A 22,588-nucleotide genomic window follows, 5' to 3' on the forward strand; every position below is an offset into this window, starting at 1 on the left:
GGGCAAAGACCCATGCTCCCAGCTTGAATCATTGGACTTTCACAGCTCGAATTGCGAAAAGCTGACTATATCCCGATGTATTCAACGAATTCCGAACAATAAGACCCTGCCGACAACTGATCCACGCAATGTTAGAAAGTTCGCGGTTGCGTCCAAACCCGTGAATTGCCATGAAAGCTATTGCGGATTCAGCCATTGACCTTTATTAATCCGGGAATTGCCGGAAGTCCCGCTACCTAGTTGATGACTTCGCTCCGCACGGAAGCGCCCAGTTCAACGGTGCGGGAGACGGTGCAGTATTTGTCATGCGAAAGCTTGACGATGCGCTCCACCATGCTGGCTGCCTTGCGGCCTTCCTCGGTATCGGGGAACTTCAAATCGAAACCAAGATGGATGTCCTCCATCCGGCTCGCCGAGTTCTCAGAGACCTTGTAGCCGCCCGCTTTGACTTCGAATTTCTCAGGCTCGCTTCTCCTGGTGGTCACCACATCAACATCAATTGCGGAACATCCTGCGATGGCAGCAAGCAGCAACTCCACCGGGGTTAGCAATCCTTTGCCCTGGCCGAATTCTAGGCTGGCTCCCGATTCGAGGCTGGTGGCCCTGTACTTGCGTGCCTCGACGCGTTCGATGCTGACTTCACGGATCTCACGGCTATTTTCACTCATGAAACTATCGTGCCACGATCCAGGCTGAAGACTACACGTGGCGCAATACGACTCGTTGCGGCGACGATGCAGATTCCCCGGGCACAGGCACGAATCCGCAGTCGCCAAAGAACGCAATGGCAGGCTGGCGCTGGCAATCGAGATGAACGCTGATCCCGGGAATGCTGGCGATGATTTCATCCAGCAGGATGCGGCCCACACCCTTCTGGCGATCAGTGTGCCTCACCCAGAGCAGTTCGATGCGTGTACTGCTCCATGCCGCAAAGCCAACAATGCGTCGACCATGCTGGGCAATCCTGACTGAGACCGATTGGCTATAGACAGCTTCCAGGGCGACGGCCACCGCATCAATATCAGCAGCCGAGAGGAAGTCTCCCCGGCGTTCCACCGAACTGCGCCAAATGTCGAGCAGGTCAGGCACTTCATCCACGCTCGACAGCTCGCGCAGCAGGAGAGTCTCTTCCATGCCATATTCCTTCATGCTCAAGCGAATCCGTACTTGCTGATTCGAAATGTAGCCGGGTGCCAGCGATTCCTCAAGTTTTCATGGATCGTTGCGGCACACCAGCATGCGGTTTTTCCCCGGCTCAAGCCGGCTCGTTCATGCGGCCCGTGCGGTGGGCCCAGTCCCGCAATTCGGCCGCGGCCTGCTCGGGCTGCTCAAGGTGCACGTTATGCCCTGCAGAATCAAGCACGCGGATTCTCATCGAGGGGTACCGGCGCGATAGCTGCTCGGGATCCCGGTATCCGGTGATGTGGTCTTGTTTCCCGCACAGGATGGTTACCGGAATATCCAGCTGGCGTTTACGCTCCACGGGCAGAGGATCCAGGAAGTAGCGCTTGGATAGCTTGGCCATGGAGCGCAAGTTCGCGCAGTCCAGCCCGGGCAGCACCCACTGCGCGAAGCTCTGCCACGCCTGCTGCGATTGCACCACGGCAATATCGGAGAATTGCTGTGCTTGGCGGGGATCTATCCGGGCCAGCAGCCCGGGATCCTCTACGACTACCTGCGCTTCGGGCACAGTGCGCCGCGCGGCATCGGGAAAGACCACTGGGGCCAGGAGGAATAGTCCTTGGGCCTGGCCGGGAAACCTGTCGGCCATCTCCTGGCAGAGCAAGGCGCCAAGAGAGTTCCCCAGCAGTGCGAACGGGCCCTCTCCCGCGGTTTGCCTGATCAGTTCCTCCAACCAGTTTGCAAGTTCTGGCAGTCCCCCGGGGTTCCCTAGCGGTGGACAGGTTCCGAAGCCGGGCAAGTCGATGTAGTGCAAGTCGAAGATCTGCGCGTTGGCCAGCTCTGCTTCCAGCGGCTTGAGGATACGGTGGTCTACCCCGTTGCCATGCACCATGAACAACGGGATCCTGCTCTTTGGGGCTACTCGCATTTCACCGTGCTCTTCTCCTGTGCCTCGCGCTGGCTCGCAGCGTAGCTGATCATCCATTGGCCAGCTACGTAGGTGAGCATAATCCAGAATCCCATTCCGGGGACATCGATATCCGCAAATGAGCGCAGCGCGATCAAGGAATCGGAGAGGAAGAATATTGCGCCGCCGAAGCCTGCGATCGGACCCAGCCCGGTACTGAGGATGGCCATCATCATCAATGCCAAGCCATAGATGATCACCGGGGCGAGCAGCACTCCCGCACCGGGTGAGCAGAGGACCAGCAGCAGGGCAAATGCGGCAAGATAAGGAAGCGGCATCCACCAATGGCGCAGTATCGAAGATTTCCAGTATCTTGCCAGAGCGGCGATGTAGAAGAACTGCGCAACCAGGAATGCGCTAACCATGGCCAGGAATGCAAAATCGCCGTCCATGAACCGGGGCAAGGTGTCACCGACCCAGGAGAAGAAAAGGGCTATGAGCACCAGCCGGATCAGTGTGCCACGCGGCGAGGTGGTGAGGGCGAGAACCGTTCCTGCCAACAGCGGCATCAGCAGGATCTGCGTGGCGTCCGCCAGCAGCCCCGAAGGCCAGAACAGTTGTGCCAGCAAATGGGTGGCAGTTGCGAGCAGGAGCGCCAGAGCCGCGATCCCGCGGTGTGACTGCCCCGGGATCACCGCAACGGTGTGCTCATTGCCTAGGTGTGGTTGCACTGTCTTCCTTGGGTAGTGCCGATAATTGCGTTTAGCGGCCTCGGGGCGTTGCCGGATCTGTCACCGGTTGGAAGCCGACGGGGCCAGGACGCAGAATTCATTGCCCGAGCGGTCCTGCAATACCCGCCATGGCAGCGTACCCCACGGACGGTCCAGTTCCTTGCCGCCCAATGCGCAGATGATTCCCAACGCGTCCTCCATGCTCTCGGCCTGTTCGAGACGCAGGTCCAGATGGATCGCATTCTTCCCCGCAGTCTTGGGTGAAGCTTCCCGGACAAGGACCAGCCGCGGGCCCGCGCCTGATGGATGAGCCAGAACCGCTGGAGACCGCGCAACGATGTCCCATCCCAGCAGCTGCTTCCAGAATTCTGCATCTCCGGCCGGGTCAACGCAGGCCAGTTGCAGGGCTTCAAGCACCAAGCCGCTTGCGTCCTGGTCGTGGGCACGGAGCAGAAATTCGTTGCCTGCGGCATCGAGCCTGGACTCCATGGCATCCCGGTGCCGATCGCCAAGGCGTTCGCTGAAATGGGTGCCGGATCCGAGGATCAGGTGCACGCGCTGTTGAGCACGGTCCGGGTTCCGGACAGCGGGGAAGCACAAATCCAGGTATCTCGGTCCGGCCAGCTGCAGCCGGGTTTCATAGCCGTCGGCGTTATCGGTCAGCATCTGGCATTTGAGCAGGGTCTCCCAGAATTCCCCTTGCTGTTTCGGGCTCTCGGCATCGAAGACGATATTTTCCCAGTACATGCTTCCAGCCTACCGCTGGGGTGATGCCGGTCACTTCGCGCATTCGTTGAACCGGCCAATAATATCCGCATATGGAAATTGATTATCGTTGACTTAGGCAATGGAAACAGGAATTCTTTTCGCAGGATTTCCGCTAGAATTAGTTGCAATGACATTTTCTAATAGCATGATGGCATGTCTGAATTTGAACAAGTCGTTTATTTTAGTGGCATTAATTCCAATTCCAAGATCCTCCTGGCGGAAATTGGGGCATTTTCCGCCGGTATTATGTTGCCATGAGCAACACGGATTTTCCCCACCTGATGTCAGAAGGCCGGATCGGGCCTATGAGCACCGCCAACCGCATTGTCCTTCCCGCGATGGACATGAACGTTTCCGAAGGCGGTGAAATCGAGCAGTCGGAAATCGACCACTATGTCGCGCGTGCCGCCGGCGGAGCCGGAGTTGTCATCACCGGCGCATGCGCTATCGCCTTCCCTTACGGAGCGGCCTCGATGAAGGAACCGGGACTGTCAGACGACAAGTACATCCCGGGCATCAAGGCACTAGCCGACGCCATCCACGCTGCAGGCTCCAAGCTGTGCATCCAGTCCACCCACCATGGCAAGGTAGCGCGCGTAGACACCGCCAACGGACGTCCAGTCATGGCGCCGAACAAGCCGGACTACAGCTACTCCATGAGCGCGCTGGCCGATTGCACCCCCGAGGAACTCGCGAAGATGGGTGCTGCCACCAAGGGCAAGCAAGCCAGCTACCACGAGATGGCCCAGGAGGACATCGACTGGCTGATCGCCGCATGGGCCGACGCGGCAGAACGCGTAGCCAAGGGCGGATCAGACGCCATCGAGATCCATGCGGCGCACGGATACATCCTTGGCGTCTTCCTGAACCAGCGCGATAATCTGCGCACCGACCAGTACGGCGGCTCGCTGGAGAACCGTGCCCGCCTGGCCTGCCAGGTCATCGCCGCCGTCAAGGAACGCGTGGGAGATTCCTTGGCGATCCTGGTGCGCGTAGCCGGAGAGGAATACGGCCAGGAAGGCGCGTTGAGCCTTGCCGAATCCATCGAGGCGTCCAAGATGTTCGAAGCCGCAGGCGCTGACGGCATCCACGTGACCGGTTGGGGACGCAACCCCTTCGACAACTTCACCGACGGGCCGCTGCCGAACAAGGTCGGGGCCTACCTGGAGAATGCCGCAGAGATCAAGAAGCATGTTTCCATTCCGGTGATCGCCGTGGGCCGCATGCTCCCGGACATTTCCGAGAAGGCGATCGCCCAGAACAAGGTGGACTTCGCTGCCATGGGACGCCAGCTGCTGGCCGACCCGGAGCTTCCCAACAAGCTGCGCGACGGAAAGCTTGACCAGGTGCGCCCATGCATCAATTGCTACCTGTGCGTGGCGGAGAACTTCTTCGATGACACTCCGTTCTGCGCAGTGAACCCGGCACTGGGTAACGAGAAGCTGCTGCCGTTGAAGCCGGCAAGCGCCTCGAAGCATGTGGTTGTCGTTGGCGCGGGCCCTGCGGGCATGGAGAGCGCACGCGTGCTCACCGAGCGCGGGCACCGGGTGACCATCGTCGACAAGGCCGACCGCTTGGGCGGAACCATGTGGTTCTCCACCATGACCACCCCGGATAACGAGCGCCTGCTGCGCTGGTTGAAATCCGAGCTCAAGCGCCTGCGGGTTGCGGTGAAGCTCAATACCCCAGCCACCGCGGAAACCATCCGCGGGCTGAACCCCGACCACGTCATTGTCGCTACCGGCGCCGTGCGCCCGAAGCCGGACATGCCAGGCGGCGACCTGCCCAACGTGCAGACCGGCGACACCCTGCGCGCCATGATGCTGGGTACCGCTACAGCCGAGGAAGCCGGACTGGTGCTGAGCACCATGGGCAAGCTCGGACGGCTCTCGGGCTTGACCAAGTCCCCGCAATTCGTCCGCCAGTTCACCAAGTTCTGGCTGCCGATGGGCAAGGACGTTGTAGTCATCGGCGGCTCGCTGGTGGGACTGGAACTGGCCGAGTTCCTGGCCGAGCGCGGCCGCAACGTCACTCTGGTCCATGAGAGCCAGCAGCTGGGCTTGCCGCTGGCCATGCCGCGCCGCTGGACCGCCGTCAAGGAGAATCTCGCGCATGGCGTCAAGATCCACCGCAATGTCTCGGTCACCCGCATCACCGAGAAGACCGTGGAATGGACCGAAGGCGAAGAGCAGTTCAGCGCCCCGGCCGACATGGTCATCTACGCCGATGGCACCACCAGTGCCGCGCCGGTAGCCGATCAGCTGCGCGGTGCCGGATTCAGCGTCGATGTCATCGGCGATGCCAGTGCGGTCAACTACATCCACGGTGCCGTGCATTCGGCGTGGAAGGCCACCGCCGACCTGTAGTCCGATGCAACTTGCACGCCCATAGGCAGCGGGCCAGCAGCATCAGGCGGATGCTGCTGGCCCGCTGCCTGTCGCGAACCCTTGTCCCATGGCAGGCCCAGTGCTTGAATGGGCCAATGGGCCTTAGAATGCTTACCCCCGCCGCGGCGCAGGTTGCCGACCTCGTCGATGAGCTCGCCAGTTGGCAACGCGATGGCCTGCCCCTGCAGCTGCATCCCGGGGATGTGGGCTGGTACGCAATGCGGGGTCTGGAAATCACTGCGCAAAGCCTGCGGGTCTGGGCGGATCGCGAATCGATTTATGCCATTGGCCTGCTCGATGGCCCGGATCTCATGCGAATGGCCCTGCATCCGGACTACGTCGGCATCCAGCCGCTGGCCGAGCAGATCCACACCGACCTCCTCTCGCCGCAACAGCGGATCTTCCCTTCCTCATCCGCCAGCATCGAAGCCCGCGGCGCGACGGCCTTGGGCCAGGTCCTGCAGGCCAACGGGTGGGCTCCGGGCGAAGCATGGACTCCCTTGCGCCGTTCGCTGGACACTCCGGTGCATCTGCCGGAGCTTACCTTTCGACGGGTGGATTCTGCCCAAGCCAGCCAATGGATGGAAGTCCACCTCAATGCCTTTCGCGGCGCCGATTTCTCAGCAGAAGACTTGGCGCGTGCGGTGCAGCGCTGGCATACCATGGCCAGTACTCCCATCTATGCCCAGGGGCAATGCCTGACCGCCTATGACAGCGACATGAACCCGCTGGCTGTCGCAGCGGTCTGGTCTGCTGGTCCCGGACGGCCAGGGCTGCTGGAGCCCATAGCGGTGCATCCGGCATCCCGCGGCCAAGGGTACGGCACGGCGATCAGCCTGGCGGCCGCTGCAGAACTGCGATCCATGGGAGCATCCAGCGCCTTGGTATGCACTGCCAGCGACAACACTGCCGCCGTTGCCACCTATCTCGCCGCCGAATTCATTGCCGATAACGAATCCTGCGACTGGCATCGCGGGAAGAACGAGGAATCATGAAAGTCTCCGAGCTCCTGTCAGACTTGGCCCAGCGGACAATTGACGCGGTACGCGCGCTTCCGCGCTGGGCAGTGAACAGCTCAACGCGCACCCGGGCAACCACCCCAACTCCATTGCATGGCTTCTATGGCATTCAGGGCGCGAAGCAGATATCCAGCTCTCGGCGCTGAGCGGTCAGCCTGAACTCTGGGAGCAGTTCCGGGACCGCTTCAATTTGGGCGAGCTCGGCGATTCGATGGGCTTCGGGCACAGTGCCGAGCAGGCTCGCTCGATCATCGTCAACGACCAGCAGCTGCTCCTGGACTATTTGGAGGCGTGCCTTTCCGCGCTCGGCGGCTACGCCTCCAGACTGCGCGAGGAAGAACTCGACGAAATCATTGATCGAAGCTGGGACCCGGCGGTTACCCGTGGGGTGCGCTTGGTATCGATCATTGACGACGCCTCGGTCCATGTCGGGCAGGCTGCCTATGCCGCTGGCGCCTTGGGCTAGGCTGCAGGCAGGCTTTTGGCCCTCTTGGCGATCCACCATAAGATCACCAGCTGGAGCACCAGTACGATAGCCAAGATGCCGGCATCGCCCCATCCCATCGAATACCCAGCCTGCAAGGTCCCGATTCCACTGGCTACTGGGTAGAACAGCGGCCACAACACCGCGAGGTTGCGCATCATGGCAAAGGCAATCGCGAACAAGATCGCGAAAGCACCGAATCCTGCTGCAGCTGCCGCCGGAACCGAACCGAGGTGCTGAACCATAAAGCCGAGGCCAGTCAGCGCAATAGCTGGCAACCATCCGAAAGCGCGTTCCCACCGCAGATACAACCATCCAAAGACAAAGAACGGTTCCCACAAGGCCAAGAAGTTCGCCGCCAGATGGCTTGCGATATCGGCGCCACTGGCGTTGGCCAAGGTGACCAGCTGGTAGGCGGACCCGGCACCCAGCACCAGGGAAATAGCGAGGGATGCCAGCAGGAGTTTTCTCGTGATCCCCACCCCTGCAAGAGTCTCTCGGCGCCGGTGCAGCACCGTCCAGAGGGGGACAAAGGTTCCGAAGACCAAGATGCCGAGCCAGAGAAAAAGGCTATTAATCGCGGTCCCCACGTAGTAGCACAGGGAAAACGCCAGCAACGTGGCCAAGGCAATGAGCGTATCGGCTTCAGGTCGCCACGCGAATGCACTCCGACGGTGGCCCATGGCTGTTTCAGATCGAGCAGAAAAAGCATTCATGTTGACGTGCCTCGGTGCCGTGGGTTGGTTTAGCTGGCTCCGTCCGAGAATAGCAGTTCCTCAACCGTCCGATCATAAAAAGCATGAACAGATACGGAATTGAAACAAAATACTACTTGCAAATATTGCAACTAGTTGCAAAGGTTGAGGCATGAGCCAAGATTCCAGTTCATCCACCCCGCTATCGCCCGGCAAGGCGCAGCAACTGCTGGGCTCGGTCCCCCACCGCCCCCGCCGAGAACTCAAGGCCGTCGATCATGCGATAGCGATCTTGGTCGTTGCCGCATCATTGGCGGCAGGACTGCTGGCGCTGTCCGGATACGGATGGATCGCCGTAGCGCCAGCAATCATTGCCTTATTGTCAGCGAATCACTGGTTCTCTGCGCGGCAACGCCGCATCAATGAACCGCGTTATCGCGGTGCCCGCACGATCCTGGTCCTTTTTGCCACCTGGTTGTTCCTGCCTATTTGGCGAAGCATCGTCCATCATGAAACCGCACCTTGGCCTGAAGCACTGCTGCTGGCAGGCCTCGCACCGGTGCTGTGGCTTGGCTACTACCTCTTCCTGTTAATTCGGCGCTGAGCTCCATGAATTACCAAGAACTTGATCCCTTGCTTCTGGCGCCCAAAAGATTCGTTACGCTGGCGCATCTGAGCCAGGTCGAACGGGCGGATTTCGCTGGACTCCAAGCAGCCACGGGGCTGTCCACCGCCGACCTTTCAAAGATCCTCAAGGATCTGGAAAATCGTGAACTAATCCACCTGTCAAAGGAACGCAAAGACCGCTACGGCATCACCCTCGTGTGCCTGTCGGAGACTGGCCAGCGCACCTTCAAGAAACTGATGAAAACTCTCAACCGTATTGCGGGAGAATAGTGCAGGGCAACTGATGCCTTCACGCTTCAAGGAAAGAACTCATGAAACTCGTTATTATCGGTGGCAACAGCGGAACCGGCGCTGCGCTGGCTGAACTCGCGCGCCAGGCATCCCATGAAGTTACCGTCGTCTCGCGAAGCGGTTCCCGCACCGCGCATGGGCAAATAATTCAGCTCAACGGCGATGCTTCTGATCCTGAATTCGCGGTGCAGGCGATTGCCGGCGCCGACGCCGTAGCTATCACCGTGGGTGGCAGCAAGGGAAAGAAAAATGCCCGCACTAGCGTGACTCGCAGTGTTGTCCACGCGATGCAGGCGAACGGTCCCCAGCGCCTGTTGATCCAGTCTTCCCTGGGCGCCGGAAACTCCGGTTCGCAACTTCCCGGCGTCATCGGTTTCCTCTCCAAAATGCTATTGGCCAAGCCTTTGGCCGACCACACCGAGCAGGAAAAGCTAGTGGAAGATTCTGGGTTGGATTGGAGCATTGTGCGCCCCACCGGATTGGGCAGCAAGCCTGCCCTCGGCAAGTGGACCGCACTGCAAGTTGGTGAACCAGGCCGGCTGGGTGGAAGCATTACGCGTGATGATCTTGCCGCGTTCATGCTCGAAACACTTCAAAGCAACCAGAGCATCAGCAAGGCCTACGGCATCAGCAACTAGTTCGGCTGCGGAAAGCCAGGGGCCCTTGACACCCGTTTGGTGCGGGCCAGTCCCGGCAATGCCGGAGCCTGCCGCCAAGGCGAAATGCCCTGGCGGCAGATTTTCCAACTATTCACAGAACACAAATGTCCTGAGAGGTGCCGGGCTGTGCCCGGGTTGCCGTTCCTTGATGCAACCCGCGTGCGGCCGTCGCCCGCCTGGCGCGCACTGCCTGATCCGGGGAAGGCCTAGAGCCAAGCTCCGAGCTGCTTGCCGGACATCTCCGCCAACCACATTTGCCACAGCGGTCCGAAGCTCACGCGACGAACCCCTAGCTCACGCAAGGCTCCGAGGTCACCGGCGGGGTGCGCGTTGACTGGGTGGGCCGTCACGTTCACCGGAATGCTGACTGCTCGCACGGCCTGCGCAACCTGATCGGCATTGGCCAGGGCCACCGGATACACGCTACGCGCACCAGCCTGCTCCATCAGCTTAATGCGCTCGATTGCCTCGCCCAGCGGGTCTGCGAACTTATCGGCCAGCTTCACTGCATCGGTGCGTCCGTTGATCACGAATTCGATGCCTGCTGCATCTGCTGCTTGGCGGACGCCGTTAATGTAGTCCGCATGCTCCTGGCGTTCACGGACACGGCCGCCTTCACGGTGGAGAACATCTTCGATATTCACGCCGACAGCGCCCGCTGCCGCAACGCGTTCGAAGAGTTCCTTCGGATCCAGGCCGTAGCCGGATTCAACGTCAGCGCTGACCGGCACATCGACACTGCTGGTGATTCGCTGAACCGCGGCCAGATAGTCTGCGAAGTCCATCTTCTCGCCATCTTCACTGCCCAAGGCATCGGCGACGGGGTGGCTTCCGACAGTCAGCGAGGCGAAGCCAGCGGATGCCGCGATGTTGGCGCTGAAGGCATCCCACACGGTTGGCATGACCAGCAGTTCACCTGAGGCGTGCTGCTTCGCGAGGTTCTGGGCGAGAGCTGAAATTTCAGTCAAGGATATCTCCTAGAGTCGTGACGGAATCCACCCAGTCTACGGCTCGGAGTCCACGATGGAAACAACTGGAAGATGAACTCCCAGGATTCGGCATGAGCGCTGGAACCAGGCATCATTTCTATCCTATTGCTACTTGCCAGGTAGCGGTTTAACCATGATCAAGCAGGGCGTCCCAGCTCCCCAGAGGCTAGCTTCCTCCAGGGGAAGGAAGCCCTGCTTTTCATAGAATCGCCGAGTTTTCGCGTAGCCGGCATCCGGGTGCGAAGGACCCAGGGTCTTGACCTGCAAGAGCTGCACTCCGCCGGCGAGCGCCTCGGCTTCAATGGCTGCGCACAAAGCCGAACCGATTCCACCGCCGTGGTATCCACGGTCGACCACCATCAGATGGATCTCAACGGAGTGGTGGTAGTGCCGTTCTGCCAAGAGCACACCGAGCACTGCGCCTTGGGCATTGCGAACGGTCCAGGTTTCCTTGGTCCGCGCGGACTGGATGTACTCTGCGTTTGATTCAGGTTGGCCAAACCATTCGGGAACGGTGGCAAGCAACCGCGCAACGTCGTCTGGCACGGGATGGTCCCTGGTTGCTGCAAAGCTGGATTGTTCCACGATGGCTCCTGACCGGATAGTACTTGCGCTAGCTAGATGGGGTCATGATTTCCAGACGATTCCCGAAACCGTCGCGGGCATGGAACCGCAGATATCCTTCAAAGGTTTCGCGCTCTGCCCAAGACAGTTCATAGCCCATGGAATCGATACGGCCAGCGAGGGTTTCCCAATCCTCTACCGAGTCGCAGACCATTCCAGGATGCGCTTTCTTGGCTGGAATGAATGGATCGTCTATGCCCAGATGGATTTCCGCCACAACGGCATCTGCGTTGAAAGCGCGGAACCAGCAACCTCCCCTGCCGGCAAGGGAAGGCGGCTTGGGGACTTCGCTTAGGCCCAGGGCTTCACCGTAGAACCGGCGGGCTTCAGCTTCCTGGCCGCGTGGCATCGGCAACTGAACGTGATGGAGTCTCATCTGGGCCTTCCTCGTCGCTGTTGCTGCCAATATACCTGCAAGGAGACTGCCCAGGGCTAGGTTCGGCCAATATTGAAGATCAGGGTTTCAGCCCGTGCTGCGTCACTGTCTGGATCTTCAACCCGGCGTCCTTCCAGCTTGAATCCGGTCTTTTCAAGGACTCGGATGGAAGCTGCGTTTCTCGCATCGCAGGTTGCACTGATCCGTTCCAAACCAAGATCCTCGAATCCCCGACGGAGCAGGAGTCCAGCGGTTTCGGTGGCGTATCCGTTTCCCCAGTATTCTCGATTCAGGGTGTAGCCGATCTCCCCTGCCTTGGCTTTCCGGTCGGTGACCCACACCGACGCTGAACCGATGAGAACATCACCGAGCATGACCGCCTGCAGGACCCTATGCGGTTGCTCGAGCAGTGCATCGGCGAGAAATTCCCGGGTGTCGGCCAGTTGGTTGGGTCCCCATGTCGAGTACTGGCACACCACTGGGTCAGTGGCAAAGGCATGGATTGCAGGCAAGTCCTGCGGTTGAAAATCAGCCAAGCGTATTCCGTGCCCAGCGGCACTCCTGCCGCTGGCTGCCTGAGCGTCGCGCATTATTTCTCCTTTGCAGGGCAACGCCAGTCTATGTGTTGGGGCGGACCCTATCGGGCTGGCGGGGTTCAAGTCCAAGCATGTTGCGCAGCTGTTAAGCGGTGTTGAGATTCGTTGCGTTTTTTGGAATCGTGGCACCCACATGCCCTGAACTTGGTATGTCCTCAACCGGAAGGAGAGCCTCGTGCTCGCACTGACCGACCAAGCAGCATCGATCGTGACCGCGATCGTCACCAACCAGGCCGAGGAAGAAACCGCTGGTCTGCGCATCATGCAGGCAGACAGCACACACCCGGAAGATGCCGCTTTCGGCCTGCAGATTGTCCCCGCTCCCGAAAGCACCGACGGCGTCGTGGCTTCCGAAGGCAGCCCAGTCTACGTGGATGAAGCGATTGCCGACGCTTTGGAGGGCAAAGTACTCGACGCGGCGGTGGATGAGCAGGGTGGCGTAAGCTTCCAGCTCCTTGAGCAGGGCTAATTCTGCACCCTGCCCTTTAGCTTTGGCTGCGGGGGCCGTCCTTCGGGACGGCCCCCGCAGTTCGTTAACAATCTCCCTGCACCGGTACGCTGGACGGATCATATTTGCAGGCCAGATGCCCCGCACCCTTGTATATTGCGACGCAGTGCGTCATCGTTCAACTAAGGGAAAGGGGAAAGCAGTGGAAACGCGCGCGGTACGCAAACATGAGTGGGCGACGATTCCGAACGCCATCACGATTATTCGCTTTCTCCTGGTGGTTCCCATCGTCGGCTATTTGCTGGCCGATACCGAACCGGCACTGACAGCGGTTCTGCTTCTTGCCTTCGGCCTGAGCGACTGGGTTGACGGGTTTATTGCCCGCAAGTTCAATCAGGTTTCGCATCTGGGCGTCCTGCTGGATCCCATAGCTGATCGTTTGGGCATCGTGGCTATCGCGATCGCCCTGGTGGCCAATGGGGCGATCCCCGTATGGGTTGGCCTGGCCATTTTCATCACTGACCTGATCCTGCTGTGCACCTATTTCTTCTTGCGCCTGGGCTCCCCGCCGGCTTCCACGTGGCTGGGAAAGATCCGCACCGCCATCATGATGCTGGGGCTGGCCTGCGTGGCGTGTGGCAGGATCCCCGATTTTTCGGTGCTGGCAATCCCGGGCGTAGCCATTTTGACTGCCGGTACGGTGCTGCATTTATTTGTCGGGTTCGGCTATCTGCGCATCATGCGTGCTTCTGCCAAAGAGCAAGGGGCATCGGCCAACTAGTCGCGGTTTTCCTGCTGCATTGCTCCGGCCAGGAGCGTCAGTTCGGGTATTCGCGGCTTCCACAAGGCTGCCCGGCAGGCACTCAGTTCCCTGAGCTGTGTTGAGGCCAGCTCATCAAGTGCCCGGATATAGTCGGGAACAATTTCGCGTGGCAGCCGCAACCCCATGGTCAGGTGCGGGGTCCACCGTGGTCCGCGTCCATCGTGATTCAGTGCGCTGATTTCCCGGGCTGCCATTTCCAAGGCATCCGTGGTTTCCAGCAGCCACGCAACCGTCTGCTTGCGCTTCGTGCCAAAGACAATAGTGCCCACCCGTTGGAAGCTCGCGGGGATAAGCGCAGGCAGTAATTCTGCGGCCCGCTGCGTCACGATCTCGCTCATGCTGGGCGAAAAGGTGATGGTGATATGTGGAGTCTGGTGTTGGGTGGGGAAGCCGCGCATCTCCAACTGGGCAAAGATCTCCTGCACTTGCTGCTCCTGCTCTGCTGGAAGGTGCAGCAAAATGTTGTCCGGGGACCTACTCATCAAGGTTCTCCTTCCTCATGCTGGTGATCGGGCGCGACCACGTGCGTGCGCATGACTGCTTGTCCCCCACCGCATAGTTGCTGGCTTCTCCGGTAGGCACATAGCCAAGGCTCTTCCAGAACGGTTCCGCTTCTGCGGCATTTGTATCGACAATCGAAATCCGGCAGGCGGTGATTGACGGATGATCCTGGATCACAGTGAGCACCGCTTCATGGATCCGCTTCCCCAGGCCTTGTCCCTGCCTGGCGCCGTCGACCATGAGCAATCCGATGTGGACTGTATCTGATCTCGGCCAGCCGACAATCAGATCCGCGAATCCGGACTGTTCTTCGCCTTCCCAAAGGCCAAGATCAATTTTCTGCTCGGATTGCGCCTTCGGCGGCAGAGCGCTCAATGCCTGAATTGCGGCATCGGATGCAGGCCCGGCACCGGTGACACGTTGCGAATATCCCGGGTTGCTTTCCATCAGCCGTTGCAGGCAAGCTGAATGCTCGATGGAAAGCAGGGTAACCGGCAACTTGGAAGATTGCCTATCCATGAGCAGTCTCCCCGGCCACTTTCCTGATCGCTTCAGCTTCGAAGATCATCAGGGGTTGTTCTCCGTTGAAGGGGTTCTTCTGCCAGTCACCCCAAATTGCGCGAACTCTGAACCCTGCGGCAACTAGATCTGCACTGATCTGCTCGACGCTGCGGAAAGCCAGGTCCAGCTCCTCAACCAGCACTTCGCATGTCTCCTCAAACCTGTTGTGGAAGCGTAGTTTGACGAGGCCAGGACTGGTTTCTTCCGCATCGCTCCACTCGGTCAGCGGACCGAATTGCGTGTCCCGGGTTGCGGCTTCTTCGTCATTCCATTGCTCCCAGGCGCGAGTCGATGGGTTCCTGCTTTCAAAGGCCAGCACGGCCCCGGTCGCCGCGGCAGCGCGTAGTTGTTCCAGAGTTTGCGCCCACTGCGGATCCGGGATGTGCTGGGCTACGTTGCCGGTCATCACCATCAGGTCAAAGGGCCCGCCGTCGATTGCCGAAGCGTCACCGTGAATCCATGTGACTCGCTCAGCGTTGGGCCGTTGCCTGGCGTAGTCCATCATTACCGGTGAGGGGTCAACCCCAACGACAGTTCTTTGCGTAATGGCAAGCGTAACCGTCAAAAGGCCGGTGCCGCAGCCCAGATCCAGTATCCGGTGCGCTTTGGTTTCAGCCGCCAAGGCACGGTAATAGTCATGATCCGGGCCGTCGGGATTATCCGTATCGTAGAGCGCAATGATTCGTGGATCATAGTCAGCGAAGCTCACTTGGGCCTGTTCCGTTCTCAGAGTTTTCCGTCAAGGTACAGCATGCTCCATCAATTCTTGCATTGCCTAGGTACAGCCCGCCCATTGGCAGCTACTTCCATCAGGCGTGTTCAATTCGCCGGACACCACGCCGAGTACTCGCGCCAACACCGAGGGCACCACGCTCCTGCTTTGACCTTCCAGGACTCCAGCCTTGGCAAAACGCGGAACCGAATTGCCTGACTTCCATGCCCTGTCTCCACCTGGCAGTCCCCGGAATCGCGCCACGAGTTGACCGCGGCCTTGGGCACCGCAGGTCCAGCGGAGGCCGGATGAGTCCCGGCATCGACTGCAGGCTTCCCGAAGCAAAAACGATCAGACGGTCTTGTGCCCGTGACTCGGCGACGTTTAGCAGGTCCGGGTTGGGGTCGCTGAACCCGGACTGGGCGCTATTCCGGTCGCAGGCAATTTCCCGGCTCGCTTCGCCCGCGCATCCATTTTTCGTTCCGCATCATATTCCCCAGCCAAACCCTACTTGTCGGGAGCGGCTCCGGCGCAAGTGGCATTTTCCCAAGCCAAGCGTGGCAATTGTGACCTAGACAACCATTGATGAATTGGGCATTGTTGGTTCAGCAGACGTTTCCTGTCAAAAACTTCCTGGAGGAGCCATTGCCCGAGGCCTACATCATCGATGCGCTGCGTACACCTGTCGGACGCCGGGGAAAGTCTCTGGCGCAGACGCATCCGCTGGATCTCGCCGCCGCGCCGCTGGCCGAACTGGTGAACCGCAACAACATTGATTCCGAGCAATACGACGAGATCATCCTCGGCTGCATCGACCAGCTGGGACCCCAGGCCATGGACATCGCCCGCAACGCATGGTTGGCCGCCGGCCTTTCCGAACACGTCCCCGGGACAACGGTAGAACGCCAGTGCGGCTCCGGGCAGCAGGCGATCTCCTACGCGGCCCAAGCAGTCATGAGCGGAAGCAGCGACCTCGTGGTTGCCGGTGGCGTCCAGTCCATGTCGAGCATTCCACTGTCCTATTCCAACTCCGCCGCCAAGGACTTCGGCTTCCCCGATCCCTACACCGGCTCCACGCTGTGGGCGTCGCGCTACGGCGAGCAGGAAATCTCGCAGTTCCGCGGCGCAGAGATGATGGCAGAACGCTGGAGCCTCACCCGCACCCAGTTGGAGGACTTCGCTGCGGCCTCCCATGAGCGGGCATTGAACGCCCAGGCGCAAGGATACTTCGACCGCGAGATCCTTGCTTTGGATTCCCTGGCTGCAGATGAGGGGCCACGCCCCGTGGACCGCGCCAAGATGCAGTCATTGGCACCGATTGCCGAAGGCGGCGCGCATACGGCAGCCACAGCATCGCAGATGTCTGACGGCGCCGCGATGCTGCTCATTGCTTCCGAGGCCGCGGTCAAACGCTATGGGCTGAAACCCCGCGCGCGCATCCACCACATCTCGGCCCGAGGCGATGACCCGGTCATGATGCTTTCGGCCCCGATCCGCGCCACCAAGCATGCCCTGGCACGCGCCGGGATGGGCATCGAAGACATGGACCGCATTGAAATCAATGAGGCCTTCGCCGCGGTAGTGCTTGCCTGGCAGCAGGAAACCGGCGCCGACATGTCCAAGGTCAACGTCAATGGCGGCGCCATCGCCCTGGGCCACCCCATCGGTGCCACCGGTGCACGGCTGATGACCTCCTTGCTCCATGAGCTGGAACGCAGCGATACCCGCTTCGGCCTGCAGACCATGTGCGAGGGCGGCGGCCAAGCCAACGTCACCATCATCGAACGCCTCTAGCTACCCGCACCCGCCGCAAAGGAAACTACCATGAGTGCATTGCGCGCCACCTCGGCGATGAATCCCGATGACCAGAACACCATTGGCGCGCTGCTGCGCCGCTCGGTGGCCCGCTGCCCCGCGGACAATGCTCTGGCCTTCGGGGAACGGAACTGGACCTACAGCCAGCTGGCCGACGGGGTGAATCGGGTGACTGCCCGGTTGCGGCAGGCAGGCCTGCCGGCCGGTTCGCGAGTTGCTGCCTATGCAGCGAACAGCGACGCCTATGCCATCTTGTTCCTCGCCTGCGCCAGTGCCGGGTTGGTCCACGTGCCGGTGAACTTCGCGCTCAGGGGCGACGAGTTGCGCTACCTGCTGCACGATTCCGGGGCCGCACTGGTCATCGCCGATGAGTCCCGCCTCGAACTGGTCCAGGAACTGCGTGATGCCGGTGGCCTGCCGGCAGTCAAGGATGTTTGGCCGCTGCTGCCCGGAACCGGAACCAGCGTGCTGGAAACGGCGATGGATGAAAGCGTGGAGGCCGCGCCGCCTGGAGCTGCGGTGGCCGGCACGGATCTGGCCCAGCTGCTCTATACCTCCGGAACCACCTCGGCACCCAAGGGCGCAATGATGACCCATTCGGCGCTGGTGGCCCAGTACGTCTCAGCCATTATTGCTTTGGATCTGGAGGGCACGGACCGGCCGCTGATCGCGATGCCGCTCTACCACTCGGCGGCCATGCATGTGTTCCTGCTTCCCTATCTGTCATTGGGTGCCAGCATCCGCTTGCTCGCCAAACCCGATATCGGCGAAATTCTGGACCGTGTGGAAGCCGAACGTATCGGCTCGCTGTTCTTGGCCCCCACCGTCTGGGTGCCTCTGAGCAATCACCCGGATCTGGACACCCGCGATCTGGGCTCGTTGGCCAAGGCGCAGTACGGTGCCTCGATCATGCCGGTGACCGTGCTGGCCCGCTTGCGCGACCGCTATCCGCAGATCGGGTTCTACAACTGCTTTGGCCAGTCCGAGCTCGGCCCGTTGTGCACGGTGCTGCGCCCCGAGGAGCACGATGCACGCCCCGCGTCCTGCGGCCGCCCGGTGTTCTTCATCGAGGCGCGCGTGATGACCGCCGAGGGGAAGCTCGCCGGTGCCGGTGAGCCCGGCGAGATCCAATACCGTTCTGCACAGGTCATGAGCGGCTACTGGAACAAGCCGGCGGAAACCGAGCAGGCATTTGCCGACGGCTGGTTCCGCTCCGGCGACCAAGTGGTCATGGACCAGGGCGGCTACATCCAGGTGGTGGATCGCATCAAGGACGTCATCAATACCGGCGGGGTGCTGGTGGCCCCGCGCGAAGTGGAGGACTGCATCTACGAATTGCCCGAAGTTGCGGAAGTCGCGGTGGTGGGCATCGATGATGAACGCTGGATCGAGGCGGTGACCGCGGTCATTGTGCTCAAGGCCGGCGCCACGCTCACCGCCGAAGAGGTGCGCGAGCACGTCAAGTCCAAGCTGGCGCACTACAAGGTTCCCAAGCGGGTGGACTTTGCCGCACAGCTGCCCCGCAACCAATCGGGCAAATTGCTCAAGCGCCAGCTGCGTGCCGAACGCAACAAGACTTCGGGCGGCACCCATTGACCCGGGACCCATGGGCACCCTACGACCTGGCCTCGGCTTTGGACATCGATTATCTATCCGCTTTCGATGCTGCCACCGACGAGGATCGCAAGCATTGGGCCCGCGCCCGGCACTACGGAGTAGAGATCCTGCCCAGCATCAACCAGCATTGGGAGAACGCGCATTATCCGCTGGATCTGGTTCGCCGCATGGGCGAACTCGATTTGTTCACCGACGGTCTTCGGATTCCAGGCCACGCCCACTTCTCCCCGCTGGCCGCGGGCCTAGTGGCCATGGAGCTTTCGCGCGCAGACGGTTCGATGGCCGCGGCCGCCGCGGTGCAGGGCGGCCTGGTGCTGCGCAGCCTGAAATTCTTCGGCAGCCCCGAACAGCAGGAGAAGTATCTGGAACCCGTGGCCTCCGGTGAGCTGCTCGGTGGTTTCGCCCTCAGCGAGCCGCATCATGGCTCGGACTCTGTTGGCCTGGATTCCAGTGCCCGGCGCGATGGGGATCACTGGATCATCAATGGACACAAGAAATGGATCGGCAATGGAGCCGCCGGCGGCATCACCATTGTGTGGGCACGCGACGTCGCCGACTCCCGGGTCAAGGGGTTCATTCTCGACCAGCAGGCCCCTGGCTACGAGGCTTCCCCGGTGCGCGGCAAGGGCGTGCTTCGCGCGATCGAACAGGCAGAGATCCGGCTCACGGACGTTCGCGTTCCAGAATCCGCCAGGCTCACCGGGGCCGGCGCATTCAAGGATGTCTCGCGGGCGCTGGTTGAAACCCGGGTGAATGTTGGCTGGTCGGCGCTAGGCCATGCCCAGTTCGTCTTCGAAGCGGCCCTGCAGTACGCCAAGCAGCGCACGCAGTTCGGCAAACCCCTGGGCGCGCACCAGATGGTGCAGGAACGGTTGGCGCAGATGCTCGCCGAAATCACCAATATGCAGTTGCAGTGCGTGGCCGTGGCCGGCGCCCAGGCTGCCGGCCGGTTGAAAGACACGCAAGCTTCGCTGCTGAAGTACCACAACACCAGGGCTGCCCGCCGGGTGGCAGCCACCGCCCGCGACCTGCTCGGCGGCAATGGAATCTTGCTGGAAAATCACGTGATTCGCCATTTCGGCGATATCGAAGCCTTGCATACCTATGAGGGAACCGAGTCTGTGCAGGCGTTGATCCTCGGCAGGGATCTGACCGGATTCAGTGCCTTCGGCTAGCTTCGCGGAGTACGATAACAACGAATTACCGAATCCACGGGGCCAACGCCGGAAGGGATGCACATGCCATACCTTGTCGATTTTAAAGACGTATCCACCCACGGTCTTGAGACTTCGCCTGTTGCTGACGCGCTGGCAGGCTTGCGCGCCAACGAAGCGCGCTATCTGAAGAACAAGTTCAACCACGACTTTGCCGTGGAGCAAGCAGACGACGCTAGGGAAGCCATAGCTTGGGTGCACACGATTCTGGCGCAGGAACGCGACTTGCACATCGCATCGAAGCCATTGCAGGCAGCTGTGCTCGAGGCGGATGGCGCCAAGCGCGCCTATGTCTTCTACGAGTCCGGCTTATCCATCAATGTTCTCTACGGCCTGGATCCCAGCGAGAAGCGCGCCGTGGGCTTCAAGCTTTCCGATGGCATGGCTGTGCCCAGCGAGCTGGAAGGGAAGTTCAAGTTCGCCCGCCAGAAGTCCAAGCTTGCAGGGACCATCCGCGGCTCGTACTTCGTGATCAAGAACGAATACTGACATTTCGCCCATTCCGCCGCTGCCCTCAGGCGCGTACCGGCCATGAGGTCATTTAGTGCTCTGGCTTCAATCGCCGCGCTTTCTTGATTCCTTCGCGTTACCCGGCAGCTGCGCGTAGGCATCCTTGGCAGCTTCGAGAAGGAAATCGGCAGGCCACAGTTCTTGCAGCTCTGCAGGGAACGCAATGTCCGTGATTGCCGCACCGTTCTCATGAGCCGAACCCAGGGTCGTGGCGAGCAGCTCGAAGCAGTGCATTTGCCGAACGACGAATTCCCGGTCGACGGGCTCTCCATGGCCTGGAACAATCACGTCTCCCGGCTGGATGCGCGCTAGCAGGGATTGGAGCACCACAGGCCACTTCATCGGATAGGCGTCCGAGCCAAACATCGGTGGACCAGACTGCTCGATGATGTCGCCAAGGAACCATGCCTTGGCATCAGGAATATGGATCGCAAGGTCGGTGTCGGTATGCCCAGCACCCAGCGGGATCAGTTCAACTTCCCGTCCGCCTAGATTTGCCGTGCAGGGTTCGGCCAGCAAGTGGCTAGGCGGCGTCAGCGTTACACCGCCCCAATTCATTTCAGGCTCGATTTCCGGCGAGCGCTGCACCATTTCAAGCCGGGGCTTCTCGAACTGCTCGAAGTGCGCGGGGATCCGGTGATGGCCGTAAATCGGGATTCCCCGCTGGGCAAAGAGCTGGTTGCCGAAGGTGTGGTCATAATGCGCGTGGGTGTTGATCACGGCAACGATCGGCAGTCCGAATTGCGTTGTGGCTTCGTCAAGGATTTCTTGTGCTTCGGGTGCATTGTTGCGGGTATCGATGATCGTCACCCCATGCCCGCCGAGCACCGCGCCCACGGTAATATCCAACGGATCATATCTGCGCTGGAATACTCCCTCGGCAACGTGCTTCCAGGGTCCTTCAGCCATCTTTTCCCCTCGTGCCAGCCTTGCTTGGGCTATAGCCCCGCCTTCAGCAACTGCTTCCAGCGCTGCGGCATGGGTGCCTCGATAACCAGTTCCTGGCCGTCGGGCTTGGGAATCACCAGCTTAGTCGCATGCAGGAACAGCCCGCGACCCCCAAGCTGTTCGACGCGGCGGTTGAACTTCGCGAAGCCATACCGGTCATCTCCGGCAATCGGATGGCCTTCGCTTTGCAGGTGGACCCGGATCTGGTGCTTGCGTCCGGTCATCAGCTGCACATCCAGAATGGTGGCGCGCTGGCCGACGCGCTGCTTCACGGTGACATGGGTTTCGGCTCGCTGCCCGTTCGGATCAACCACGACCTTGTCGGCACGGCGCAGCAGCGGCGAGTGGATCGATTCGGTCTTTTCGCTCCAATGCCCTGCAACGAGCGCAAGGTAGTGGCGTTCTATCTCCTCTTCGCTCTCCCGAAGCATCTCATGCAGGTAGCGCAGCATGCTCGGGGTCTTCGCCAACACCAGCAGCCCGGAAGTATCGCGATCCAGCCGGTGGCTCAATTCCAGGTCCGGCAGCTCGGGGCGCAACTGGCGGAAAGCTTCGATAACCCCCGCAGGAACATCGGTTCCCCGGTGCACGGCGACGCCGGCAGGCTTGTCAATCACCAGGACGTCCTGGTCTTCGTGCAGGACGCAGTTGCGTAGCCGCTTGAGCAAGGGTGCCGGGACATCGAAGGCTGGTGCCACGCCCTGTTCTGCATATAGCGCCGGCAGCGTGATCTGGTCGTTTACGGCTAGCCGGTAGCCTTCCTGGACTTTCTTGCCGTTGACACGCAGTTGCCCTTTGCGCATCAGCCGGAAAAGCTGCCCGGCGGGCACCGTCTTAAGCTGGACCCGGAGGAACTTCTCGATCCGCCGGCCAGCATGCTCGCCGTCGACAAGGATGGTGCGTGTCTTGGAATCAGACCGCTGTTCTGACGCTGGCTGCTGGAGGACTCCAGACAAGAATTATCACTCCGTTTATAAGGCCACATCCAGTGGTGGATCATGGCATCGCCGCTTTCGACGAGTCATTTGCAAGGGACTTCCGGGAGCTTCCGCCCCGAATTGGCCAACTTTCATGGTACCCCGATGCCGTGAGCCGGTACGAGCAAAGGCGCTGTTATGAGGACTGAACTCACACCTCGACCGGCGCTCATCGAGCCATAGCGTT

27 protein-coding genes are annotated in these 22,588 nt (G+C 60.6%); 12 read left to right on the top strand and 15 right to left on the bottom strand.

All coding sequences use genetic code 11. The features are described 5' to 3' along the window. Nucleotides 1-236 precede the first annotated feature (236 nt). The 5 genes from ACIP6G_RS02015 to ACIP6G_RS02035 form a co-directional block, all read right to left on the bottom strand. The gene (locus ACIP6G_RS02015; protein ID WP_400288379.1) at nucleotides 237-668 is read right to left on the bottom strand and encodes an OsmC family protein; all 432 of its coding nucleotides are present in this window, start codon (nucleotides 666-668) and stop codon (nucleotides 237-239) included. Nucleotides 669-699: 31 nt separating this feature from the next. Further along, complete coding sequence (locus tag ACIP6G_RS02020; RefSeq protein WP_166650724.1) at nucleotides 700-1,134, bottom strand: GNAT family N-acetyltransferase; 435 nt, start codon at nucleotides 1,132-1,134, stop codon at nucleotides 700-702. A gap of 121 nt (nucleotides 1,135-1,255) precedes the next feature. Continuing rightward, complete coding sequence (locus tag ACIP6G_RS02025; protein ID WP_400288381.1) at nucleotides 1,256-2,050, bottom strand: alpha/beta fold hydrolase; 795 nt, start codon at nucleotides 2,048-2,050, stop codon at nucleotides 1,256-1,258. Then, nucleotides 2,041-2,760: a lysoplasmalogenase gene (locus ACIP6G_RS02030; protein WP_400288383.1), complete on the bottom strand. Its 720-nt coding sequence runs from the start codon at nucleotides 2,758-2,760 to the stop codon at nucleotides 2,041-2,043. The genes ACIP6G_RS02025 and ACIP6G_RS02030 overlap by 10 nt, the downstream gene beginning before the upstream one ends. Before the next feature lie 60 nt (nucleotides 2,761-2,820). After that, nucleotides 2,821-3,507, bottom strand: a complete 687-nt coding sequence (locus ACIP6G_RS02035) for a VOC family protein (protein ID WP_400288385.1) — start codon at nucleotides 3,505-3,507, stop codon at nucleotides 2,821-2,823. A gap of 275 nt (nucleotides 3,508-3,782) precedes the next feature. Here ACIP6G_RS02035 and ACIP6G_RS02040 point away from each other — a divergent pair, with 275 nt between their 5' ends. From ACIP6G_RS02040 to ACIP6G_RS02050, 3 genes are all read left to right on the top strand, one after another. Beyond that, nucleotides 3,783-5,894: an FAD-dependent oxidoreductase gene (locus tag ACIP6G_RS02040; protein ID WP_400288387.1), complete on the top strand. Its 2,112-nt coding sequence runs from the start codon at nucleotides 3,783-3,785 to the stop codon at nucleotides 5,892-5,894. Nucleotides 5,895-6,010: 116 nt separating this feature from the next. Next, a complete protein-coding gene (locus tag ACIP6G_RS02045) occupies nucleotides 6,011-6,910 on the top strand; it encodes a GNAT family N-acetyltransferase (protein WP_400288389.1) in 900 nt (299 codons plus the stop codon). Nucleotides 6,911-7,022: 112 nt separating this feature from the next. Further along, nucleotides 7,023-7,400, top strand: a complete 378-nt coding sequence (locus tag ACIP6G_RS02050; RefSeq protein ID WP_400288754.1) for an aspartate/tyrosine/aromatic aminotransferase — start codon at nucleotides 7,023-7,025, stop codon at nucleotides 7,398-7,400. On the opposite strand, the gene ACIP6G_RS02055 is transcribed toward ACIP6G_RS02050, so the two are convergent. Beyond that, nucleotides 7,397-8,134, bottom strand: a complete 738-nt coding sequence (locus ACIP6G_RS02055; RefSeq protein WP_400288391.1) for a hypothetical protein — start codon at nucleotides 8,132-8,134, stop codon at nucleotides 7,397-7,399. The genes ACIP6G_RS02050 and ACIP6G_RS02055 overlap by 4 nt on opposite strands. A 151-nt stretch (nucleotides 8,135-8,285) precedes the next feature. Between ACIP6G_RS02055 and ACIP6G_RS02060 the strand changes: the two genes are divergently transcribed. Genes ACIP6G_RS02060 through ACIP6G_RS02070 form a run of 3 tightly spaced genes read left to right on the top strand, consistent with a single transcriptional unit; the run spans nucleotide 8,286 to nucleotide 9,669 of the window. Then, the gene (locus ACIP6G_RS02060; RefSeq protein WP_133833679.1) at nucleotides 8,286-8,717 is read left to right on the top strand and encodes a hypothetical protein; all 432 of its coding nucleotides are present in this window, start codon (nucleotides 8,286-8,288) and stop codon (nucleotides 8,715-8,717) included. Nucleotides 8,718-8,722: 5 nt separating this feature from the next. After that, the gene (locus ACIP6G_RS02065) at nucleotides 8,723-9,010 is read left to right on the top strand and encodes a transcriptional regulator (protein ID WP_133833678.1); all 288 of its coding nucleotides are present in this window, start codon (nucleotides 8,723-8,725) and stop codon (nucleotides 9,008-9,010) included. A gap of 41 nt (nucleotides 9,011-9,051) precedes the next feature. Beyond that, entirely contained in the window at nucleotides 9,052-9,669 is a 618-nt protein-coding gene (locus ACIP6G_RS02070; RefSeq protein WP_400288393.1) for an NAD(P)-dependent oxidoreductase, read from the top strand. Nucleotides 9,670-9,896: 227 nt separating this feature from the next. On the opposite strand, the gene ACIP6G_RS02075 is transcribed toward ACIP6G_RS02070, so the two are convergent. The 4 genes from ACIP6G_RS02075 to ACIP6G_RS02090 all read right to left on the bottom strand — a co-directional run bounded on the left by ACIP6G_RS02075 (nucleotide 9,897) and on the right by ACIP6G_RS02090 (nucleotide 12,215). After that, nucleotides 9,897-10,658 (bottom strand): isocitrate lyase/PEP mutase family protein, encoded by a 762-nt coding sequence (locus ACIP6G_RS02075; RefSeq protein ID WP_400288395.1) that lies wholly within the window; start codon nucleotides 10,656-10,658, stop codon nucleotides 9,897-9,899. A gap of 129 nt (nucleotides 10,659-10,787) precedes the next feature. Further along, nucleotides 10,788-11,225: a GNAT family N-acetyltransferase gene (locus ACIP6G_RS02080; protein ID WP_400288397.1), complete on the bottom strand. Its 438-nt coding sequence runs from the start codon at nucleotides 11,223-11,225 to the stop codon at nucleotides 10,788-10,790. A gap of 67 nt (nucleotides 11,226-11,292) precedes the next feature. Next, nucleotides 11,293-11,679: a VOC family protein gene (locus ACIP6G_RS02085; protein WP_400288399.1), complete on the bottom strand. Its 387-nt coding sequence runs from the start codon at nucleotides 11,677-11,679 to the stop codon at nucleotides 11,293-11,295. Between the two features lie 56 nt (nucleotides 11,680-11,735). Continuing rightward, complete coding sequence (locus ACIP6G_RS02090) at nucleotides 11,736-12,215, bottom strand: GNAT family N-acetyltransferase (RefSeq protein WP_400288401.1); 480 nt, start codon at nucleotides 12,213-12,215, stop codon at nucleotides 11,736-11,738. 235 nt (nucleotides 12,216-12,450) lie between these two features. Between ACIP6G_RS02090 and ACIP6G_RS02095 the strand changes: the two genes are divergently transcribed. Both ACIP6G_RS02095 and ACIP6G_RS02100 read left to right on the top strand, forming a co-directional pair. Continuing rightward, entirely contained in the window at nucleotides 12,451-12,744 is a 294-nt protein-coding gene (locus ACIP6G_RS02095; protein ID WP_105657563.1) for a Fe-S cluster assembly protein HesB, read from the top strand. Between the two features lie 181 nt (nucleotides 12,745-12,925). Then, entirely contained in the window at nucleotides 12,926-13,504 is a 579-nt protein-coding gene (locus ACIP6G_RS02100) for a CDP-alcohol phosphatidyltransferase family protein (RefSeq protein WP_400288403.1), read from the top strand. Here ACIP6G_RS02100 and ACIP6G_RS02105 read toward each other — a convergent pair. From ACIP6G_RS02105 to ACIP6G_RS02115, 3 genes are read right to left on the bottom strand one after another with little or no spacing between them, the layout of a single operon-like run. Further along, nucleotides 13,501-14,028 (bottom strand): 2'-5' RNA ligase family protein, encoded by a 528-nt coding sequence (locus ACIP6G_RS02105; protein ID WP_400288405.1) that lies wholly within the window; start codon nucleotides 14,026-14,028, stop codon nucleotides 13,501-13,503. The genes ACIP6G_RS02100 and ACIP6G_RS02105 overlap by 4 nt on opposite strands. After that, entirely contained in the window at nucleotides 14,021-14,566 is a 546-nt protein-coding gene (locus tag ACIP6G_RS02110) for a GNAT family N-acetyltransferase (protein WP_400288407.1), read from the bottom strand. Before ACIP6G_RS02110 ends, ACIP6G_RS02105 begins: the two co-directional genes overlap by 8 nt. Next, on the bottom strand, nucleotides 14,559-15,317 hold the full coding sequence (locus ACIP6G_RS02115) for a class I SAM-dependent methyltransferase (protein WP_400288409.1): 759 nt from the start codon (nucleotides 15,315-15,317) through the stop codon (nucleotides 14,559-14,561). The genes ACIP6G_RS02110 and ACIP6G_RS02115 overlap by 8 nt, the downstream gene beginning before the upstream one ends. Nucleotides 15,318-15,965: 648 nt before the next feature. Here ACIP6G_RS02115 and ACIP6G_RS02120 point away from each other — a divergent pair. From ACIP6G_RS02120 to ACIP6G_RS02135, 4 genes are all read left to right on the top strand, one after another. Further along, nucleotides 15,966-17,114 (top strand): acetyl-CoA C-acetyltransferase, encoded by a 1,149-nt coding sequence (locus ACIP6G_RS02120; protein WP_400288756.1) that lies wholly within the window; start codon nucleotides 15,966-15,968, stop codon nucleotides 17,112-17,114. Between the two features lie 30 nt (nucleotides 17,115-17,144). Then, nucleotides 17,145-18,731: a fatty acyl-CoA synthetase gene (locus ACIP6G_RS02125; RefSeq protein WP_400288411.1), complete on the top strand. Its 1,587-nt coding sequence runs from the start codon at nucleotides 17,145-17,147 to the stop codon at nucleotides 18,729-18,731. Further along, nucleotides 18,728-19,927 (top strand): acyl-CoA dehydrogenase family protein, encoded by a 1,200-nt coding sequence (locus tag ACIP6G_RS02130; RefSeq protein WP_105657569.1) that lies wholly within the window; start codon nucleotides 18,728-18,730, stop codon nucleotides 19,925-19,927. The genes ACIP6G_RS02125 and ACIP6G_RS02130 overlap by 4 nt, the downstream gene beginning before the upstream one ends. Nucleotides 19,928-19,990: 63 nt before the next feature. After that, nucleotides 19,991-20,455 (top strand): phage tail protein, encoded by a 465-nt coding sequence (locus tag ACIP6G_RS02135; RefSeq protein ID WP_400288413.1) that lies wholly within the window; start codon nucleotides 19,991-19,993, stop codon nucleotides 20,453-20,455. A gap of 66 nt (nucleotides 20,456-20,521) precedes the next feature. Here ACIP6G_RS02135 and ACIP6G_RS02140 read toward each other — a convergent pair whose 3' ends face one another. Both ACIP6G_RS02140 and ACIP6G_RS02145 read right to left on the bottom strand, forming a co-directional pair. Further along, nucleotides 20,522-21,385, bottom strand: coding sequence for an MBL fold metallo-hydrolase (locus ACIP6G_RS02140; protein ID WP_400288414.1), 864 nt, complete (start codon nucleotides 21,383-21,385; stop codon nucleotides 20,522-20,524). Nucleotides 21,386-21,414: 29 nt separating this feature from the next. After that, nucleotides 21,415-22,380: an RluA family pseudouridine synthase gene (locus ACIP6G_RS02145; protein WP_400288416.1), complete on the bottom strand. Its 966-nt coding sequence runs from the start codon at nucleotides 22,378-22,380 to the stop codon at nucleotides 21,415-21,417. Nucleotides 22,381-22,588 lie beyond the last annotated feature (208 nt).

The organism is Glutamicibacter sp. NPDC088483 (assembly GCF_044753145.1).
GTDB lineage: Bacteria > Actinomycetota > Actinomycetes > Actinomycetales > Micrococcaceae > Glutamicibacter.

What these genes read in the sequence shown, in the direction of transcription:
- ACIP6G_RS02015 (WP_400288379.1), bottom strand. Translation starts at nt 668, where the DNA reads ATGAGTGAAAATAGCCGTGAGATCCGTGAAGTCAGCATCGAACGCGTC.
- ACIP6G_RS02020 (WP_166650724.1), bottom strand. Translation starts at nt 1,134, where the DNA reads ATGGAAGAGACTCTCCTGCTGCGCGAGCTGTCGAGCGTGGATGAAGTG.
- ACIP6G_RS02025 (WP_400288381.1), bottom strand. Translation starts at nt 2,050, where the DNA reads ATGCGAGTAGCCCCAAAGAGCAGGATCCCGTTGTTCATGGTGCATGGC.
- ACIP6G_RS02035 (WP_400288385.1), bottom strand. Translation starts at nt 3,507, where the DNA reads ATGTACTGGGAAAATATCGTCTTCGATGCCGAGAGCCCGAAACAGCAA.
- ACIP6G_RS02040 (WP_400288387.1), top strand. Translation starts at nt 3,783, where the DNA reads ATGAGCAACACGGATTTTCCCCACCTGATGTCAGAAGGCCGGATCGGG.
- ACIP6G_RS02045 (WP_400288389.1), top strand. Translation starts at nt 6,011, where the DNA reads ATGGGCCTTAGAATGCTTACCCCCGCCGCGGCGCAGGTTGCCGACCTC.
- ACIP6G_RS02055 (WP_400288391.1), bottom strand. Translation starts at nt 8,134, where the DNA reads ATGAATGCTTTTTCTGCTCGATCTGAAACAGCCATGGGCCACCGTCGG.
- ACIP6G_RS02060 (WP_133833679.1), top strand. Translation starts at nt 8,286, where the DNA reads ATGAGCCAAGATTCCAGTTCATCCACCCCGCTATCGCCCGGCAAGGCG.
- ACIP6G_RS02065 (WP_133833678.1), top strand. Translation starts at nt 8,723, where the DNA reads ATGAATTACCAAGAACTTGATCCCTTGCTTCTGGCGCCCAAAAGATTC.
- ACIP6G_RS02070 (WP_400288393.1), top strand. Translation starts at nt 9,052, where the DNA reads ATGAAACTCGTTATTATCGGTGGCAACAGCGGAACCGGCGCTGCGCTG.
- ACIP6G_RS02085 (WP_400288399.1), bottom strand. Translation starts at nt 11,679, where the DNA reads ATGAGACTCCATCACGTTCAGTTGCCGATGCCACGCGGCCAGGAAGCT.
- ACIP6G_RS02105 (WP_400288405.1), bottom strand. Translation starts at nt 14,028, where the DNA reads ATGAGTAGGTCCCCGGACAACATTTTGCTGCACCTTCCAGCAGAGCAG.
- ACIP6G_RS02110 (WP_400288407.1), bottom strand. Translation starts at nt 14,566, where the DNA reads ATGGATAGGCAATCTTCCAAGTTGCCGGTTACCCTGCTTTCCATCGAG.
- ACIP6G_RS02125 (WP_400288411.1), top strand. Translation starts at nt 17,145, where the DNA reads ATGAGTGCATTGCGCGCCACCTCGGCGATGAATCCCGATGACCAGAAC.
- ACIP6G_RS02135 (WP_400288413.1), top strand. Translation starts at nt 19,991, where the DNA reads ATGCCATACCTTGTCGATTTTAAAGACGTATCCACCCACGGTCTTGAG.
- ACIP6G_RS02140 (WP_400288414.1), bottom strand. Translation starts at nt 21,385, where the DNA reads ATGGCTGAAGGACCCTGGAAGCACGTTGCCGAGGGAGTATTCCAGCGC.